The sequence below is a fragment of the Cyclobacterium sp. SOCE241 genome (assembly GCF_056867545.1).
Genome location: NZ_CP149779.1, coordinates 997,833 through 1,014,868, shown reverse-complemented (window position 1 = coordinate 1,014,868; position 17,036 = coordinate 997,833). Strand labels below are relative to the sequence as shown.

Sequence of the window (17,036 nt, the reverse complement as noted above, 5' to 3'; positions counted from 1 at the left end):
GAACCAAAATTTTATTAATTTACAGGTTATTAATGCTTAAACTATCAGATGAAAGTGATTTTCTCAGCGAAGCCCCAACAATATGCAAGCCCATTTAACTACGGATGGTTTTTCTTTATTCTCTTTTTGTTTTGGAGCGGAAGTTGTAGCCAAAAGAAGCGGGACAGCTATTCCAATTGGGGAGTTTATAAAGCCGACAATGAAAGTACCAGTTACTCTCATCTTGATCAGATCAACAAGGAAAACGTATCTAAACTTGCTCTGGCGTGGATTTTTGAACCCAATGACAGCATTACAGGAGACAGGCCACAAAATAGTGAAAGCAATCCAATTATCATTGATGATGTTTTGTATACCACCTCTGCTCGGGGTCGGTTATTTGCAGTTGATGCCGCCACAGGAGAATTAAAATGGAGTTTTGATCCTTTTAATGGGGAAAGAGGAGGTGGAGTCAAACGGGGTGTAACGTACTGGGAAGACGGTTCGGACCAACGCATCCTGTTTACCGGGGGTGATAAACTTTTTGCCATTGATGCATCTACCGGAATGCCGGTCCCCTCTTTTGGAAACGAAGGTAAGGTGGACCTAAACGAAGGCATGCGTGGCGATCCGGATAAAATCTCGGTAATTCCCACTTCCCCGGGCATTATTTTCGAGGATTTATTGATTTTGGGCACAGAGGTTTCAGAACTTTATGGTGCAGAACCAGGCCATGTAAGGGCTTACAATGTACGCTCAGGGGAATTGGTCTGGACCTTCCATACCATTCCTATGCCTGGACAAGTAGGGTATGATTCATGGCCCAAAGATGCCTGGAAATACAGTGGTGGTGCCAATAGTTGGGGAGGTTTTAGTTTGGATGCTTCCCGTGGCATGGTCTTTTTTGCTACCGGATCACCTGCTTACGATTATTATGGTGCAGACCGCAAAGGCAAGAATTTGTTTGGCAACTCCGTAGTAGCTGTGAATGCTCGAACCGGAGCTTACATCTGGCACTTTCAAACTGTACATCACGACTTGTGGGATTATGATTTGCCTGCACCACCGAACTTGGTAACTGTAGAACACGAAGGCAAAAAAATTGATGCAGTTGCCCAAACTTCAAAAGTAGGTTTTCTTTATGTATTGAACAGAGAAACGGGAAAATCTTTGTTTCCCATCGAAGAAAGGCCGGTTCCATCTTCCGATATTCCCGGCGAAGAAACTTGGCCTACTCAGCCCTTTCCCACAAAACCTGATCCCTATACCCGACAATTCTTGGACGAAAAAGATCTGGCCAACTACTCCCCTTCCTCTCGAGATTCTTTGGTGAGGTTATTTCGTTCTCTTCGGTACGAAGGAATTTTCACTCCTCCTTCCATACAAGGGACATTACAGTTTCCAGGTTCACGTGGTGGATCAAGCTGGGGTGGTGGGGCCTTCGATCCATCCACCGGTCTCTTTTATGTCAGATCAAATGATTCACCGGAAATCATGCGAATGAAAAAGGTGGAGCCTGAGAATACCATTACTAACCTCTCGGTTTACAAGCAGGGAGAATCGATCTATTCCACCTATTGTATCAGCTGCCATGGTAGAGACAAAAATGGAGATGAACAAGGTAACCCTTCATTAGTAGGGTTAAAAGGAAGAATCAGCGAAGAAGATGTGCTTGCTAAAATTAAACAAGGAGGAGGAAAAATGCCCAGCTTCTCTAGTGTAATAACAGACAAGGCCAAGGAAGAGGCAATATTAGCCTTTCTATTTGAAAACGAAAGCAGTGGCAGTCCCCAAGAAGAACAATCCTTATTGGAAGAGATCAATACTAACCAAGGAGCATCAACGGAAATCCAAAACACAGACAGCCTCAACCGTTACCTGAACCTTACAGCCTATGGATATTTCAGAGATCCGGAAGGAAGGCCGGGAATAAAACCTCCATGGGGTAAACTACATGCAATCGATCTAAATACTGGAGATTTTGCTTGGAGTGTGCCATTGGGCAATAATCGGGACCTCCAGACCGGTTCTGAGGAAACCGGCGAAAGGGGATCTGCCGGACCTATGGTTACCGCAGGAGGATTGGTTTTCATTGCAGGAACACGTGACAACCAACTTAGAGCTTTTGATAAGGTTACCGGTGAAAAACGTTGGGAAATCAAACTACCCGGATTTGCCAATGCCAACCCCAGCACCTATGAGGTAAATGGCAAGCAATATATTGTCCTTTCTGTAGGGGAAATTCGAAAAATACTGCCGGATCGGTAATGGCATTTTCATTGCCGGATTGATCCATTAAAAAATAAGGTGGGCCTTTTCCTTTATTATTAATTTTACCCTGATTATGTAATCGGATTTCTCCGTCTTGACGGAAGTCTGGGCTAATACCTATCCTGAGCTTTAGCACCTTATAGATTTTCTATTGCATGTTTCAGGCTTAAAATAAGGCTAATTAACTGATTCAAGGCTTAAAGGAAATGTTTCCAAGTTGAATGGTACACTGTATGAAGCGGGTATCATTCTACATAATATGAGAAGTATTTCCATTATTTCTAGAGCAAATTATATCCAAGCACCAATTTTATTTACGTTCCAATTATAGAAGGTAATGGATTGTAAGCTTAAAAAAGTGAATTGGCTTTCTTGTATGCCCCCTTACTATTCAGGCACATAAATAATTTCTCCATCGTCCAATTCATAGGCAATTCCTACCCTTTTGCCTTTATTTCCTTCCGCCTTAGCTGCTTGGTTGGACTTATAGCGGGTGATCTCCTCTCCTTTCTTTGTAATGATTTCCATGTTTTCCTTGCCTGGGTTTTTAACCATGGTAAAGTCTTCTTGGGTTAACATTTCTGCCATATTAAACCGAGAAACCAGGGCAACCATTAATGCTACAGCAAATACCATGGCCACATCAAAAAGATTGGCCACAGTGGAAATGGGATCATCAGTTTCTTGTTGGTCGAGAAATCTATTTTTTCTTCGTCTCATTTTCTTCTGTTATAAGGTCTGAAATATACATTAACTGAGAAAGATCTTTTGCGTACCAACGCTGGCGAACTTCAGTGAGACTGTATCCTATGGCACCTACGATTAAACCTACTACTGTAGTGGAAAAGGCTACTTGCATATTTTCTGCCATTGAGGCAATATTCCCCGAAGCTAAGCCTACCAAAGCAGGTCCCATTGGAATAAGTGTTCCCATAAGTCCTAAAACGGGTCCAAGTCTGGACATACTTTTTGTAGATCCGAGTTTTCTGTTCATTTCCAATTCAAAATCTGTAAGAATTTTTTCCCGATTTACCGGTGAATACCTAAACGTAAACAATTGTTGCAGGTATGAAAATAATAAACCTTTACCAGTAGGTATTGCTTTGGTTCCGAGGTCCTTTTCCACCGCTTCATTGAAAAAAGGATGAAGCTTTTTCTGGTCTTTCAGGCGGCTGATATAATCTCCATAGAAAGCCCCTAAAGAAGCCAAGGCCTTAAGAAACAGAAAAATTAGAACCACAATCACCGGTAACATTAAACCGGTAGCTATCCAATAGAGTATTTTATTTAAAATTTCCATTTTAATTTGATGTGTTTGGCAATCCTGGACCATAAAAAACCTAAGAGAAATAGGGTAATTACAGTACCTAGAAAGATCAATAAAGTATTTAATTCAAAACTATTATAACTGGGATGATAAGGGATTCCCTGACAAAGGACAGTAATCACTATAGCACCAATGATTTGTCCAAAGCTTAAGATATACCTTATTTCCATTCGTAGGTAAGGTTCTGGGAGCAATGCCCGTAGACCAAGTGGAAGTAGGCTAAAGACCAATAAAATTATAAGAGAATATAGAATGGCTAAGGTTTCAAATTCTATCCCTGAAAACGAATAAAACCAGTTCATTTGGAAATAAAGCAAGGCAACTAGCCAAAATAGCCCTGGATATAAAGCCATTGTCTTCAAATATCTAGCGACTGGCAGATTAAAAAATCTTTTAATCAATGCAAGATCAAGACTTATGAAAATAAGGGCTTCGATGACCAATATAACTGCCAACTGTTGCATTAATTCATGTTCAGCCATCCAAACTTCAAATTGCTCTCTGCTTTGTTCTAATGTCCAAGGATAAAACAGATAGGCTACCAGAGCCATAGTCACGGCACTGATTAACCTAACAGCCAATCCATGTTGGCTCCAATGTAATACAGCATTAAAAATGCCAATTCCAAATAGAAACTGTAAAACAAGTTCCATATTACTCTTGCTTCTTTCTTTTAATAATCAACAAAACAATCAGAATAAAAAGTAAACCTACAAGACTCAAAACAATTATATTGCTGTTTATCTCGTCATTTTCTTTAGTATTACTTTCTGAAAGTGTTTCCTTTTCCAAAACCATGCTTTCTTCATTGGTAGGAATTTCCTGAACAGCTTTTAAAGCTGCTTCATATTCAAGTCGAGATTCAGGACTTAAGTTTTCAGTAATGAATGCTTGCAATTTATCATTGTCACAAACAAAGCCACTACAACCTGCTTGATGTTTGCTGATTAGCTCTGTATGCATTTCCGTAAGAGAATGAATTTGGTCTGCAGATGCTTCCCAATACCCTTTTCTGATTGTTTCAAGCATTACTGCTGTCATTTCTTGCAAAGCATATGGGTTTTCTCTCTCGAAAAAAGCTTTCACATTGAGGTCTAACTTATCATTGATATACACCTCGTGCAAGTTATTCCAAAGGGCATCATCAATTGCGTTTGGTTTCATCACATTCCAACCATAGGTATTTCTGAATGTTTCAGCAAAGGTTTCGGCAGAAGTAGCACCACCTTTCATGTACTCCTCAATGTATTTGGGATTAAGTAATGTAGATCGTGCTTCTACCCACAGGGCCTCCTCCAACCCCTGAACATTGGCCTTTACAGGATTTCTGAAATCATTGAAGTAAGCATCAGGATCATTTCCTGTAACTGACCTTACTGCCAGGCTTAGGCCACCCATAAACTCATAAACATGATCCAAACTAAGTCCTCCCCAAGTATTACTTTCTCTCGGTTGAACAACGACCTCCGTATTCTGTAAAGCAGCTTCGAAAACCCCTTCTTGAAAGGCACCCCAGTTGTTTCCCTCATCGTAAATAGCTCCCATATTGTTGAGGTAGGTATCGGCCACTTCCTGCTCATCTTCCCAACCATTACCTTTTTCTACCATCCCCATGATATTGGTGCCATAAATGCCATTTACTCCGCCAAATACCCGTTGGGTAGACCATTCTCTAGCCTGTTTAGGCGAAAGTCCTTTATCCTTCATGTAAAGTTCAGCTGCTTGAACACCTTCCTTTACATAGTTACTATCTGTATCCACAGCCTCAGTAGCCAATTTTACAGCTTTGTTAATCAAAAACATCCGGCTAGCGGCCAAGTCCCTAAATTGTCCTGCAGTTTGGACCACCACATCTATCCGTGGTCTACCCAATTCTGCTTCAGGGATCAAACGTATATCTACTACACGCTTAAAAGGATCTCTTACTGGTTCCACACCTAACAAATAAAATATCTGAGCTACCATGGCCCCTTCTGTTGCTATAAAATCTCCTGGCCAAAGGGTAAAGCTAACTTTACGAGGAAATGTTTTATGTTTTTCCCTGTGGTTGTCTAGTAAAGATTTGGCCAAGTCTACCCCTACTTTCCATGCTTCCGGTGAAGGGGTTTTCTCAGCATCGATAGAAAATAGGTTTCTACCGGTGGGAACAGTGGCAGGGTTTGTTATGGGGTCTCCTCCGGATGAAGGGGCAATGTATCCTCCTTCAAGACCGGTCATTATGGCTGTCATTTCTTTAGCTGTACTTGAGGCAAGATCCTTTTCATATTTTTTTACAGAACGGACAGCTGTGACCAGGCTCATCACAGCTTTGGAATGGGCTTCTGCTTTTCTTTCCTCGCTAAGCAATTTCAACTCAACTTCTTCAACCTTCATTTGCAATTTGCTGACAAATTCCTCTTGAGACCAATAAGGTTTCAATACCTCAGGCTTGAGTTTTTCCACCAAGCTCCAATTAATCAAATTGATTTTTAATTGACTCAATTGTTGCGCTAGACTATAAGCTGGTTTAATCCCTTCCTTTTTACCATTGAATATATAGGCGAGTAAATTGAGGTTTTCAGGTTTACTTAACTTGTCAATAGCCTCTTCTTCCGCACGCTTTTTCTCCAAAGCCATTTGTTCTGCCAAATTATCATCCTCCAACAATTCAAAGGTTAACTGCCGTAGCGGTTCCTTTTGCATAAGTCTAAGGAGGGCAAAAACATCAGCCTGTTGGCCGATTTCAAGTGCTTCGGCCATTGCAGGAATGGCTTTAGCAATTGTTTTTGCTTTTTCAAGGGTTTGTGGATCCAATATTCCTGATTGTTGCTTAAATTTCTTATCAGATTTTAGGTTCATGATAAAATTCACCCTTTCAGGAAAGGGTGAGATGGCCAATACAAGTTCTTTTACCTTGTCTTTTTCCTGAATAGAAGGTCCATTATTAGGCTTTCCTGCAGAACTTTCATCAGGTTTAGCATCTCCCATACCAATAAATCCTTTTACAATATCTGCATCAGACATTCCACGGTTTTGATTTTGCCATTGCTTTGCAATTTCAATGTCTTGTTTGCTAATCAAAGATTGCAAAACAATTTCTTCAGCCTGTCCATTGTGAATGGACTGGATGGGATGGCTCTTTTTGCCCTCTGGCGGTAATTTTTATCAAAATAACGGGCATTATCCAATTGTTTTTGACTTACAGTTCCTTTCAGTTTATCTAAAGCGGCCATATTGTATGCAATTGGATCTAAGGCCATCAGTTGAGTAGTATTATCTAATTGAGTGCGGTTATAGGGTATTCCCATTTTATATAGACCTCCGGAAACTTTTTCATATTTGATTTCTTCAATATGGTTGGACAATTGAAAAATTGTTTCATCATCAAAAATCCCGGTACTATCTAAACCAAGATCCTGATCCAGATCCAAACCCAACGCCAAATCCGTAATATTTTTTCTATACTGTTCCCTTAATACACCTGTGGCGCCTACAAAAGCCGACAATTTATCTCCTAATTCTTTTAAATCCCCAGTGACCTCAGACTCCATAAAAGGAGGAGTAAGGTAACTTAAGGTGGTTGCATAACTTCTTCTTTTGGCGATGATTCCTTCCCCCACATTGCTGATGGTATAAACATAAAAATGAGGGGTAGTCCCTATTAATGCGTCTGTCCAATCTGCACCTGAAAGTGCTACCTGTTTTCCCGGAGTGAACTCTAAACTTCCATGTGTACCCCAATGGATTACTGCATCGGCTTGAAAAGCATTTTTAACCCAAAGGTAAGAAGCGATATATGGGTGCGGGGGCGCACTATTGGTCCCATGAACAATTTTAAATGTGTCTTCCCCCAAACCTGACAGTGGCTGAGGCAGTAAAACGATATTACCAAATTCAAGTCTGGCCACAGCAAGGTGGTCCTGCCCTTCAATTCGGGTAGATAAATAATCACCCGGAGCAGCTCCGTATTTGGTCTCTACTTCCAGGTAGCTTTCTTGGGTTAGGTCTTTTTCGACCCAATTTTTATAAGTAGAAGTAGGTATAAGAGCCGGACTTCCTTCTTTAAGAAAATGATCGAAAGCACCTTTGGCATAGGGGCCCAGAACAGCTCCTTGAGTCTTGATCATTTCCCAAAGTTTATCAGGAGAATCAGGTAGGTTTTCAACCGTATACCCTTCCTCTTTTAATTTAACCAAGGTATTGTACAAGGAAGGGACAACTTCCATATTGGCAGCAACCATGGCATTTAATCCAGGGCCTTTGAAATAGTAAATGGCAACTTTTTTATCCTTATTGGCTTTTGTTTTTAAAGTAAGCCATTGTTCCACCATATCACCAAACTTTTGAAGCCTGTCAGGTATGGTTCTAAAAGATAAAAAGCCTTGCTCATCCTCATATTGCGCAATGATAGCATAAGGATTGATACCACCATCAAGTTCAGGCAATACCACGCTCATAGAAAGCAATGGGCCGGCAAATCCTTGAGGGTCAGTTACCCAATCATCGTAAGCTTGAAAAACACTTAATGGCGTTAGTAACGGGATATTTTTCTCTTTTAACCAGTCTATTGCTTCTTTCTCTTTTCCCAAGGTCAATCTACCATGAGGCATTAATATGACCAAGTCAGGGTTCACCTGTTTTAAAAAATCCAAACGTTTGGTGGCAGCACTTATGGTATAAACGTTTAAATTTCGTTCCTCAAGCATTTGTATCAATTCATCTATATGCTCTCTGTTTGCATTAAATGGTCCGGGAACGCTTGTTAGCAAAGCTACAGAGGCCTGGTTTGGAAGATGAGCACCTTTCTTTGTTAAATATTCTTGATAGGTTTCGAAATTTTCAAAAATGGCATCCTCATCCAAATGAATAAAAACATCCCTAGGTATGGGTTTGGGAGCTTCGGCTATGTCTACAAACCATTTTTTGCCATCCATTTCCTTTCGGACATAGGACAAAAGATTGGAATAATTTCTGCTTCCTCCATATTTTAAATAATCTGAAACATTATCCAGAATTTTTCCTTTAAGATTACTTACATCCATATTTGGATTGGTAGCAGCGTTAACAAAAAGATTCACTCCAGCATATCCCGCAGCTTTAAGTGTTTCCATTTGTTCATCAGACATTTGAAATCCTCGTCCAAAAATAAATACAGCGGTATAATCTCTGATCTTATCCAATTCATCTAAATCAAGGGCATCAATTTTTATCCAAGAATTAGTATTGGATTTACTGATTCTTGAAAGTTGAAACTCTTGATAATTAATAAAGGCGATTTTGGTAGGGCTTAGGTATTTTTTATAACTATAAAATCCTCCCAAAATAAAGACAATCCCTAAGACTATAAAGCCCACTTTTAAAAGCAGGTTTTTCTTAAATGGTTTCATAAATTATTATCATAAAGCCCTGACCTAATTGCTCTTAGGTCAGGGCCAATTTACAAATGATACTATTCCTCTATTAGCTCATATTCAAAAGTTGGATTGCCATTTTCAGCATTTTCACCTCCCTTATATGCGAGAAAACGAACTTTATAAAAATGGCCATCTTGATCTTTGACCAGATAAGTGATAAAATCATATATTTTGTATACTCCGGAACTGTGGGGAGTTAGGATATGCAGCCATGATCTTCCAATAGCATCTCCGGAAGTGCTACTTCCAATGCTGTAAAAGTCACTCATTCCGAGTGAGTTAAAATTGCTATCTTCAATGGTTTTTAAGTTTTTCTCTGATTCCGGATCATCATTTAACTCCAAAGAAGCAAACGGGTCATCTACAGCTACTTCTACCCCATCATAATGATTGATTAAGGCTGCTGCAGACAAACGGTAAACATCACAATTAATGCCGGGCATGGCACCGCCTCCTAAGGCAATACAAGGAGCTCCAGTTCTAACTGAAACACCAGTTAGCACAAAGTCCCAATTTTCCGGCTCCACCTCTACTGTTTCTTGAGAGATAAGAGAATAAAACGTGAAATCACCTTCGCCAAAAGTAAGGTCGGTGTTACCAAATTCAGAACCGTCCAGGTTGGCAAACTGTAATGTGGCACCTGTAGCGGTATGGGATGTAATCATGACTTTCTTTTTACCCAAAGTATTGCCATTTTGGTCTATACCCATGTCTAGAATGAACGGTACATTTACTTCCCAACCGGCCAATGCAGTATTGGACAGGTCTCCGTCCTCTGCATCATAGGTATAAACCAACCCGGCATCAGAACTTATTTCATCAAATGATTGTCCTTCAACATAAGTAACAGCCACCTTCTTGGCTGTATTGGTTTTAATGGCGTTACCATTGTTTTCAAAGGCAATTTCCCAAGTATTGACTGGAACAGAGGTTAAAATACCTTCAGATAAGTTAACATATACTTGCGTAGAAAGATCTGAGCCCATAGAGGCTGTTAATGTAGCTCCGAGTTCGATTTCATCTACCTGAGGAGTTGGATCATCTTCTGTGCAATTGGTCAATAAAAAGATGGCAAAACATGCCAAAACTAGTAATTGTAAGGATTTCATTTTTTTAATTGATTAAATAGTTCATTTTAATGAATATTGTTCTTCCCCAACTGATAGGGTAAAATGCTTCTCTTCCTGTTTGCAATACCAAACCTTTAGAGCCCTCTCCTTGCAAGCTGATATCTGTTACATTGAATAGGTTTTTTGCACCTAAAGTGGTGAAAATTTTTCCATTCATTAATGGTTTGGATAAGCTCAAGTCTAAGGTTTGATAAGGATCTAAAGTCAGCACTCCAATTTCTCCATCTTGGTTTCGCGAAAACTCAGATATGGGACCATTGTATTTGTAAAAAGATTGATTTTGGTATCCCAATTTTTTAAATAATGACTGGCATTGATATTGGCTTCAAGGCTATTGTAAAACCGGTCATCTGCTTCACTTCCTGAACGAGCAAGTAAACCCAAACCAGGGTTCAAACGGAAACCACTGGGCCAAGCAATTTCTGCAGTAAAGTTTATTCCATAAGATTTGAAATTGGGTATGTTCTCATAAACCCTGGCAACAGGCACTGTTTTAGGAACTTCATCAGGTAAATTATCCCTGTCAACAATTTGTATAAGATCAATTTTATTGTCTATTCGAGAAAAGAACAGCGATGAAGTAAGTGCTGCCTTTGCACCGTAAATCTCTGTCCTGAAAGTTCCGGAAGCGTTGAGATTGCTTCCTACCTCAGGCCTTAGGTTTTTGTTCCCAACGATATAATGATTGGCATCAATAAACTCATAGTACAATTCACGAACAGATGGTGTTCGGTAACCTTGACCATAAGATAACCTAAAATCAAAATTCTCATCCCTTGTATACATGACATTTAAAGATGGAAGTAATGGCAGGTTTGCATTTAAAAAGTTTATTTCACGGGTATCATAGCTATTGCTATAAGTGTAACGTACTGAAGGTTGTACCTTAAACTTTTTACTTAAAGGAATTTCTAAAGCAGAAAACAATCCATATTCGTTGACGTTGCCCTTGGCCTCAGCACTTATTCTTCCTCCTTCCGCATAATTAAGGGAAGCTTCATAGCCGGTTGTCAGATATAGTCCTTCTTTTTTATCCGTATTTCCATAGACATAGGTACCTCTGAATGTAAAAGTCTCAAAGCGGGTGGTATCATGATCTTCAGCATCCGAACTTAACCATTTGATATCATCGATGATGTCTTGAAGGTATTTCCTACTGGATTGTTCAAATGAAGAATAGCCATTGACTAAATTTAAATATCCTTTCTCTGAAATCTTTCCCTCTATTACAAAGGAGGCATTTAAGCGATCAGTATTATTGTAATTGTCGTTGGCTATGTCAGATATTTTATTGGTCCTATTATTAAAGGCTCTGGTAGCATTTCCAGGACTAGTGGAATTTTGCCATAACTTATCCACAGCTGCTACCAAATTTAAATCTTGAATTTTCGTTCTTAATTTCCCATTTGCTAGATACTGTGTTCTTGGAACCCAATTTTTTTTCCTTTCGCCAGTTGATGAAAACCCATTGAATTGATTTCTAGAGCCACCTATACTTATGGAAGTGTTGTCCCAACCTTTTGCAACGGTAAAGTCAGTGTTGTATTGACCTACACTTTCATAATAAACACTGCTATTGACACTCCAATCTTCTCCGGAATGTGCTTTGGTAATAATATTAATGGTTCCGGCTAAAGCATTTGTACCGTATTGAACAGAGAGTGGCCCTTCCACAATTTCGACCCGTTCCACATTATTCATATTGATCTGACTTAGATCAAATTCACCACCGGTACCATTCACCAGTGGAATTCCATCAATTAATATTTTTACATTGGGACCGGAAATCCCCTGCATTACAATCCTGGTTCCCAAAACATCATCTTGAATGGTTTTAAGATTTAACTGTGTTTGTAACAGGTCACTTAAGTTAACTGCTCCCCTTGCCTCGATCAGTGCGGCATCAAATTTCTTTACCTTATATAGGGAGTTTTGCATGGTGGTGGGTGCAAATGCACCTGTTACCACCACCTCATTTAAACCGAGTAAATCTTCCTCTAAAACTACAGTTATTGTTTCACCCGGATTAACAATTTTTTTAGTTCCTATAAAGCCTAAAAAACTGATGGAAATTTCAGAGGGTTTTTCTAATGGCAATACTGCAGTTCCTGAGGCGTCAGTTAACCAACCTCCGGAAAAATCCCGGTTGGACAGTTGAATGGTTGCTCCTATAATAGGTAGTTGGTCATTGGCAGCTACCACTTTTAAAGTTGTACTTTTGCCCTGACCCAAAAGGTCCAAAGGAACCATAAATAGGATAAATAAAAAGCCAGCTAAAGCCCAATGGGTAAATGGTTTATTCATTGAATGTGAAGTTGTGAGGTGGTTAAGTTCTTGGTATAAGTCATCAGGCGTTTAGAAAATGTCAGGTAAATCATTTGAATCCCTTTAAATTGGCCAGGTATCATTATATTGTTTTCCCGAATTCAAGGCCATTACTTCATCGTCAGTTAGCAAACAATTCCTTAAATCTGATGTAATTTGTCCCTTATCCATGTCTTGCCCTATAAACACAAGCTCAATCATCCGATCTCCCCATCGTTGGTCCCATTTTTCCATGATAAAAGCTTTGTTCTCTATAAACAATGGATTGGTTTCTCTTTCTAGTGTAGAAAGTCCTGCCCACCATCTACCATAAATCTCAGCTTTAAGCGAACCTCCTGCCTGGCTCCATAATATGGCCTTATCAGGTCGGGAAGCCATCCAGAATATTCCTTTGCTTCTGATAATACTGGTGGGAAAATCCTGACCGATGTATTGAAGAAACCTATCCGGATGAAATGGCCTGGGATCTCTAAATACAAAAGAGCCTATTCCATATTCTTCTGTTTCCGCTTGATGGGTTACCCCTTCCTTAGCTCGCTCAAGCTCAACCTGCCAACCGGCTGCCTCTTCTGCAGAATCATAATCGAAAAGGCCGGTATTGAGTATTTCTTTGGGGTCTATCTTTCCATTTGAAGTACATATAATTTTAGCAGTGGGATTAAGTTTATGCAGGGTGTTTTTCAATAATCCCAACTGACTCTCGTCAATCAAGTCTAATTTATTTATCACCAATACATTGGCAAATTCTACTTGGTCGGTGAGTAGATTGACCAGAGATCTTTGATCCTCCGGATCGTCGGTCATTTTTCGTTGAAAAATGTTTTCTGCACTGCCAAAATCTTTAAAAAATTACAAGCGTCTACCATAGTTACCATGGTGTCTAGGTGACTGTATTTTGTAAGATCCAAAAGCTCCTCTCCACTGGCAAAAGTAAATGTTTGCGCTACCGGAATAGGCTCAGAGATACCTGTGCTTTCAATTAGTAAGTAATCAAATTTATTCATCTTGGCGAGCTTTTCTACCTCCAGCATAAGGTCTTCTCTGAGCGTACAGCAAATACAGCCATTACTCATTTCTACCAATTTTTCTTCGGTTCTGGAAAGCATTCCTGCATTTCTTATTAACTTTTCGTCAATATTTACCTCACTCATGTCATTTACTATGACAGCTACTTTTAGTCCTTCTCTATTATTAAGAACATGGTTGAGTAGCGTTGTCTTTCCTGCACCAAGAAAGCCACTAAGTACGGTGACGGGTAATTTTTTAAGTTGACTAAATCGGTTGGTCATGATTCCTTGTATGCTTGATAAAAAGGGCTTCAATAAATATTTAAGGCCATTTTACAATGTTGAGACAATTTGATATACAATGGTGATTATTATCTCTTTCCGTATTCCAAACCCAATCACAGGTGATCACAATAAGCCATAATTTGAAAATTGAATTATAGGCGACAAGTATCAAGTCCTTAGCTCTTCACTATTCTACATTCCTTATTATGCTGAGATACAAATGCATAAAGAATTCTGTATTTTCTATTGAAAAGATATGATGAATAGCTTTCTTAATTGAAAAGCCCTTTGCAATTGAAGAAACTAAATAACACTTGAGCATGGAAACCAAATCATTCAATAAAGGAATGACTTACTCTTCTAGGGAATAATTATCCATTTTGGAAATGGTTTAGTAAGTATCCATTTTCCATTAAGAATGGAGTTCAGGAATTTGTAATTTTAAGCTGGGTTAGGCCTAAAATCAAATTTGGATGATTGGAAAGAAGTATTTTTCTAAGAAATAATCGGAGGTCCTCTTTGAAAATGGTACAAACCAGTTTCACCAATCAAATTATTGATCGTAACTGAATAGAAAAGTGAATTTGGGAGATACGTTTCCGGAAAAAATGCCGTATAAATATACGCCGTCTGACTATCATATAAATCACAAAGCGAACAATCAACTGTGGAATCTATGGTTATCGCCTCTTTCCTATCCGAAGTTTTATAATGCGAATGGCCATTGGTATAAATGCCAAACAGCAAGGGCAAAACCATAAAATAGGCTGCTAGGTATAGTGCTGCAATATGTTTGTTGATTTTCACTTTTGTAAAAGTAGGATAAATTTATTTTTAACGCAACATTATTGCATTAATAAAGTTTAGCTTTCTTTTATTAAATTTATTGTTTAACCCCACTTAAAAGTTTGTCTGGTAAAAAAGTTGTAGCTAGTATTATAGTGGCTTAACCAACGCTAAAGCAATAAAAATTGTGTAAATTCAAATTCTAAACAACTCAATCATGAAAAAGAATATTTTAATTGGAGCAGGTGTAATTGTTTTAATTTTTATTATTTGGGTAATCTATGGTTTATTTATCGCCACACCAGTAAGCCCGCCCTCTACTACAACATACAATGAAGGAGGACTGGAAATCACAGTGGATTACAGCCAGCCTTCAAAGAAAGGACGACTAATTTTTGGAAAAGAGGAAGATGATGCCTTACAGCCTTATGGCCAATATTGGAGGTTAGGTGCGAATGCTGCCACAGAAATTAGTTTTAACAAAGATGTCGTATTTGGAGGAAAACCGGTAAAAGCGGGTACTTATAGAATGTATGCAGTTCCTGGACCGGATGTGTTTAAGGTTACTTTAAATAGTGAAGTTGATGTCTTCTTTGGTGTAGCAGAACCTGACCATGAACGAGATGTATTGACAGTAAATGCACCCGTAGAACAGAATTCTACCATTGTTGAGACCTTTACTATCGCTATAGAATCTTCCGGACCAGGAGCAGTGATAAACTTCAAATGGGACGATGTTACCTTTACCATCCCTGTAGCTCTTCAATAAAAATGGCTTTCTCTAAAAAGAAATGGCTGTGGTTATTCCTTTTTACACTGCTTTTTCTGGGATTCAGCTATTGGCTGATTGGAAAAATTCAATACCGGTTGCAGGTAATGGATGTGGAAAATTATGAACCAGTTTCAACTTTAAAAGTTCCGGAACATTTATTAACTCGAGCTAAGTTTCCTTTTATTGATGTTCATAACCATCAATTTACTATGCCAATTCAAAATTTGGATAAATTGGTGGCCGAAATGGATGAACTCAATATGGCAGTAATGGTTAATTTAAGTGGTTTTAGAGGAAAGTACTTGGAATGGTCTCTAGAAAATGTCAACAAAAAGTACGGCAATCGATTTGTACTTTTTATGAATATTGACTTTGAAAAACTGGATGATGAAGGATGGCCTGAAAAAACCCTTAAGATAATGGAAGAAGCTGTAAGCATGGGTGCCAAAGGACTAAAGGTCTACAAAAGCTTGGGTTTGACAGATAAGGACAATGAAGGAAACCGAATTCATGTGGATGATCCCCGCTTAGACCCCATCTGGACCAAATGCGGAGAATTGGGAATACCCGTATTGATTCATACCGGTGAGCCACCAGCTTTCTGGTTGCCAAAAGACAAAAACAATGAACGATGGCTGGAATTGAAACAATACCCCAGCAGGTACAAAGATCCCAATAGCAATCCTTCTTTTGAAGATGTAATGGCCGAACAACATAGCATTTTCAGAAGACATCCGAATACTAAATTTATTGCTGCTCATTTAGGTTGGTTTGGGAATGACTTGAATCGCTTAGGTAAAATACTGGATGAAATGCCCAATGTATACACGGAACTAGGGGCTGTTCTAGCGGAATTGGGCAGACAACCTATTTCAGCCAGGAAATGGTTAATTAAATATCAGGACAGGGTATTGATGGGTAAAGACAGCTATAAACAAGAGGAGTACCATACTTATTTTAGGGTTTTGGAAACTTATGATGAGTATTTTGATTATTACAGAAAACGACACGCCCATTGGAAAATGTATGGTCTGGGTCTACCCGATTCTGTCCTTCAAAAAATCTACTATAAAAATGCCTTACATTTGATTCCGGGAATTGATGAATCCTTGTTTGAGGTCGTCGATTAATATACCGTTTGAATCACGGATTTTTAAGAGATTAAAGGATTTCACGGATTTAAAGAACGGTGATTTTTTTCTCTTGATTTGGGGTTTATTTTTTATTCAATTTTAAAAAGTCAAGGTATAAGATCCAGTAATAATATAACCCAAGCCCTGAAAGGGCATAATATCAAAACACAGGGTGAAGCCCTGTTTTAAGATTCCTCCCTTTCAGGGGTACTAACCCTCAACTTATTTTACGATGGGTGCCCCCATCCCTGGGATATACCGCCCTTCTAGGACTTAAGATATGGCTATTAGACTCTAACCTAATAACCATTGAAAAAAGGATAAAATTCAGAAGCTTGATGAGACGATATATAAAATATTAAAACAATATCAATAATAGAAATCCTAGGCCTGAAAGAGTTTAATACATTTCTAACTACAATTAATCCTCTAAAGTACAGATTACAAATGATTTATTTGATAAACTTTAAGCACTCATATAAAGGAACACCAACTGGTAATGGTTCCGGATTTTAACTTCAATAGCTACCTATAACTAAAACTTTTGCAGGTTGATTGTTAGTCAGTAAATTTAAATGGGATTTAATTCACATGGTGTTAACCTATAATTTCCAGAAAGAATTTTCTC

Annotated in this window: 12 protein-coding genes and 1 pseudogene; 3 read left to right on the top strand and 10 right to left on the bottom strand. The window is 38.8% G+C overall.

Annotation, left to right across the window (positions count from 1 at the left end):
* Nucleotides 1–48: 48 nt before the first annotated feature.
* A complete protein-coding gene (locus tag WG932_RS04805) occupies nt 49–2,247 on the top strand; it encodes an outer membrane protein assembly factor BamB family protein (protein ID WP_483087156.1) in 2,199 nt (732 codons plus the stop codon).
* Between the two features lie 390 nt (nt 2,248–2,637).
* Here the strand turns inward: WG932_RS04805 and WG932_RS04800 are convergent, their stop codons facing one another.
* The 10 genes and pseudogenes from WG932_RS04800 to WG932_RS04755 all read right to left on the bottom strand — a co-directional run bounded on the left by WG932_RS04800 (nt 2,638) and on the right by WG932_RS04755 (nt 14,524).
* A complete protein-coding gene (locus tag WG932_RS04800; RefSeq protein WP_483087155.1) occupies nt 2,638–2,970 on the bottom strand; it encodes a DUF2149 domain-containing protein in 333 nt (110 codons plus the stop codon).
* On the bottom strand, nt 2,951–3,550 hold the full coding sequence (locus tag WG932_RS04795) for a MotA/TolQ/ExbB proton channel family protein (protein ID WP_339676877.1): 600 nt from the start codon (nt 3,548–3,550) through the stop codon (nt 2,951–2,953). Before WG932_RS04795 ends, WG932_RS04800 begins: the two co-directional genes overlap by 20 nt.
* Nucleotides 3,538–4,230, bottom strand: a complete 693-nt coding sequence (locus tag WG932_RS04790) for a hypothetical protein (protein ID WP_483087154.1) — start codon at nt 4,228–4,230, stop codon at nt 3,538–3,540. Before WG932_RS04790 ends, WG932_RS04795 begins: the two co-directional genes overlap by 13 nt.
* Before the next feature lies 1 nt (nt 4,231).
* On the bottom strand, nt 4,232–6,637 hold the full coding sequence (locus tag WG932_RS04785) for a cobaltochelatase subunit CobN (protein WP_483087153.1): 2,406 nt from the start codon (nt 6,635–6,637) through the stop codon (nt 4,232–4,234).
* Nucleotides 6,634–8,943, bottom strand: a complete 2,310-nt coding sequence (locus WG932_RS04780; RefSeq protein WP_483087152.1) for a cobaltochelatase subunit CobN — start codon at nt 8,941–8,943, stop codon at nt 6,634–6,636. Before WG932_RS04780 ends, WG932_RS04785 begins: the two co-directional genes overlap by 4 nt.
* Nucleotides 8,944–9,005: 62 nt before the next feature.
* Complete coding sequence (locus WG932_RS04775) at nt 9,006–10,079, bottom strand: HmuY family protein (RefSeq protein WP_483087151.1); 1,074 nt, start codon at nt 10,077–10,079, stop codon at nt 9,006–9,008.
* Nucleotides 10,080–10,083: 4 nt separating this feature from the next.
* A complete protein-coding gene (locus tag WG932_RS04770) occupies nt 10,084–10,311 on the bottom strand; it encodes a hypothetical protein (protein WP_483087150.1) in 228 nt (75 codons plus the stop codon).
* Nucleotides 10,305–12,404: a TonB-dependent receptor gene (locus tag WG932_RS04765; RefSeq protein ID WP_483087149.1), complete on the bottom strand. Its 2,100-nt coding sequence runs from the start codon at nt 12,402–12,404 to the stop codon at nt 10,305–10,307. The genes WG932_RS04770 and WG932_RS04765 overlap by 7 nt, the downstream gene beginning before the upstream one ends.
* Nucleotides 12,405–12,488: 84 nt before the next feature.
* Nucleotides 12,489–13,714, bottom strand: a pseudogene (locus tag WG932_RS04760) (GTP-binding protein).
* 498 nt (nt 13,715–14,212) lie between these two features.
* Entirely contained in the window at nt 14,213–14,524 is a 312-nt protein-coding gene (locus WG932_RS04755; protein ID WP_041934797.1) for a hypothetical protein, read from the bottom strand.
* A 196-nt stretch (nt 14,525–14,720) separates the two neighbouring features.
* Between WG932_RS04755 and WG932_RS04750 the strand changes: the two genes are divergently transcribed.
* Complete coding sequence (locus WG932_RS04750; RefSeq protein WP_014022202.1) at nt 14,721–15,272, top strand: DUF2911 domain-containing protein; 552 nt, start codon at nt 14,721–14,723, stop codon at nt 15,270–15,272.
* 2 nt (nt 15,273–15,274) lie between these two features.
* The gene (locus tag WG932_RS04745; protein WP_483087148.1) at nt 15,275–16,405 is read left to right on the top strand and encodes an amidohydrolase family protein; all 1,131 of its coding nucleotides are present in this window, start codon (nt 15,275–15,277) and stop codon (nt 16,403–16,405) included.
* The last annotated feature ends 631 nt before the right edge of the window (nt 16,406–17,036 follow it).

Excerpts from the sequence above, each read along its gene's own strand:
- WG932_RS04745 (WP_483087148.1), top strand. The coding sequence starts at position 15,275 with ATGGCTTTCTCTAAAAAGAAATGGCTGTGGTTATTCCTTTTTACACTG.
- WG932_RS04775 (WP_483087151.1), bottom strand. The coding sequence starts at position 10,079 with ATGAAATCCTTACAATTACTAGTTTTGGCATGTTTTGCCATCTTTTTA.
- WG932_RS04805 (WP_483087156.1), top strand. The coding sequence starts at position 49 with ATGAAAGTGATTTTCTCAGCGAAGCCCCAACAATATGCAAGCCCATTT.
- WG932_RS04795 (WP_339676877.1), bottom strand. The coding sequence starts at position 3,550 with ATGGAAATTTTAAATAAAATACTCTATTGGATAGCTACCGGTTTAATG.
- WG932_RS04750 (WP_014022202.1), top strand. The coding sequence starts at position 14,721 with ATGAAAAAGAATATTTTAATTGGAGCAGGTGTAATTGTTTTAATTTTT.
- WG932_RS04765 (WP_483087149.1), bottom strand. The coding sequence starts at position 12,404 with ATGAATAAACCATTTACCCATTGGGCTTTAGCTGGCTTTTTATTTATC.
- WG932_RS04790 (WP_483087154.1), bottom strand. The coding sequence starts at position 4,230 with ATGGAACTTGTTTTACAGTTTCTATTTGGAATTGGCATTTTTAATGCT.
- WG932_RS04780 (WP_483087152.1), bottom strand. The coding sequence starts at position 8,943 with ATGAAACCATTTAAGAAAAACCTGCTTTTAAAAGTGGGCTTTATAGTC.
- WG932_RS04800 (WP_483087155.1), bottom strand. The coding sequence starts at position 2,970 with ATGAGACGAAGAAAAAATAGATTTCTCGACCAACAAGAAACTGATGAT.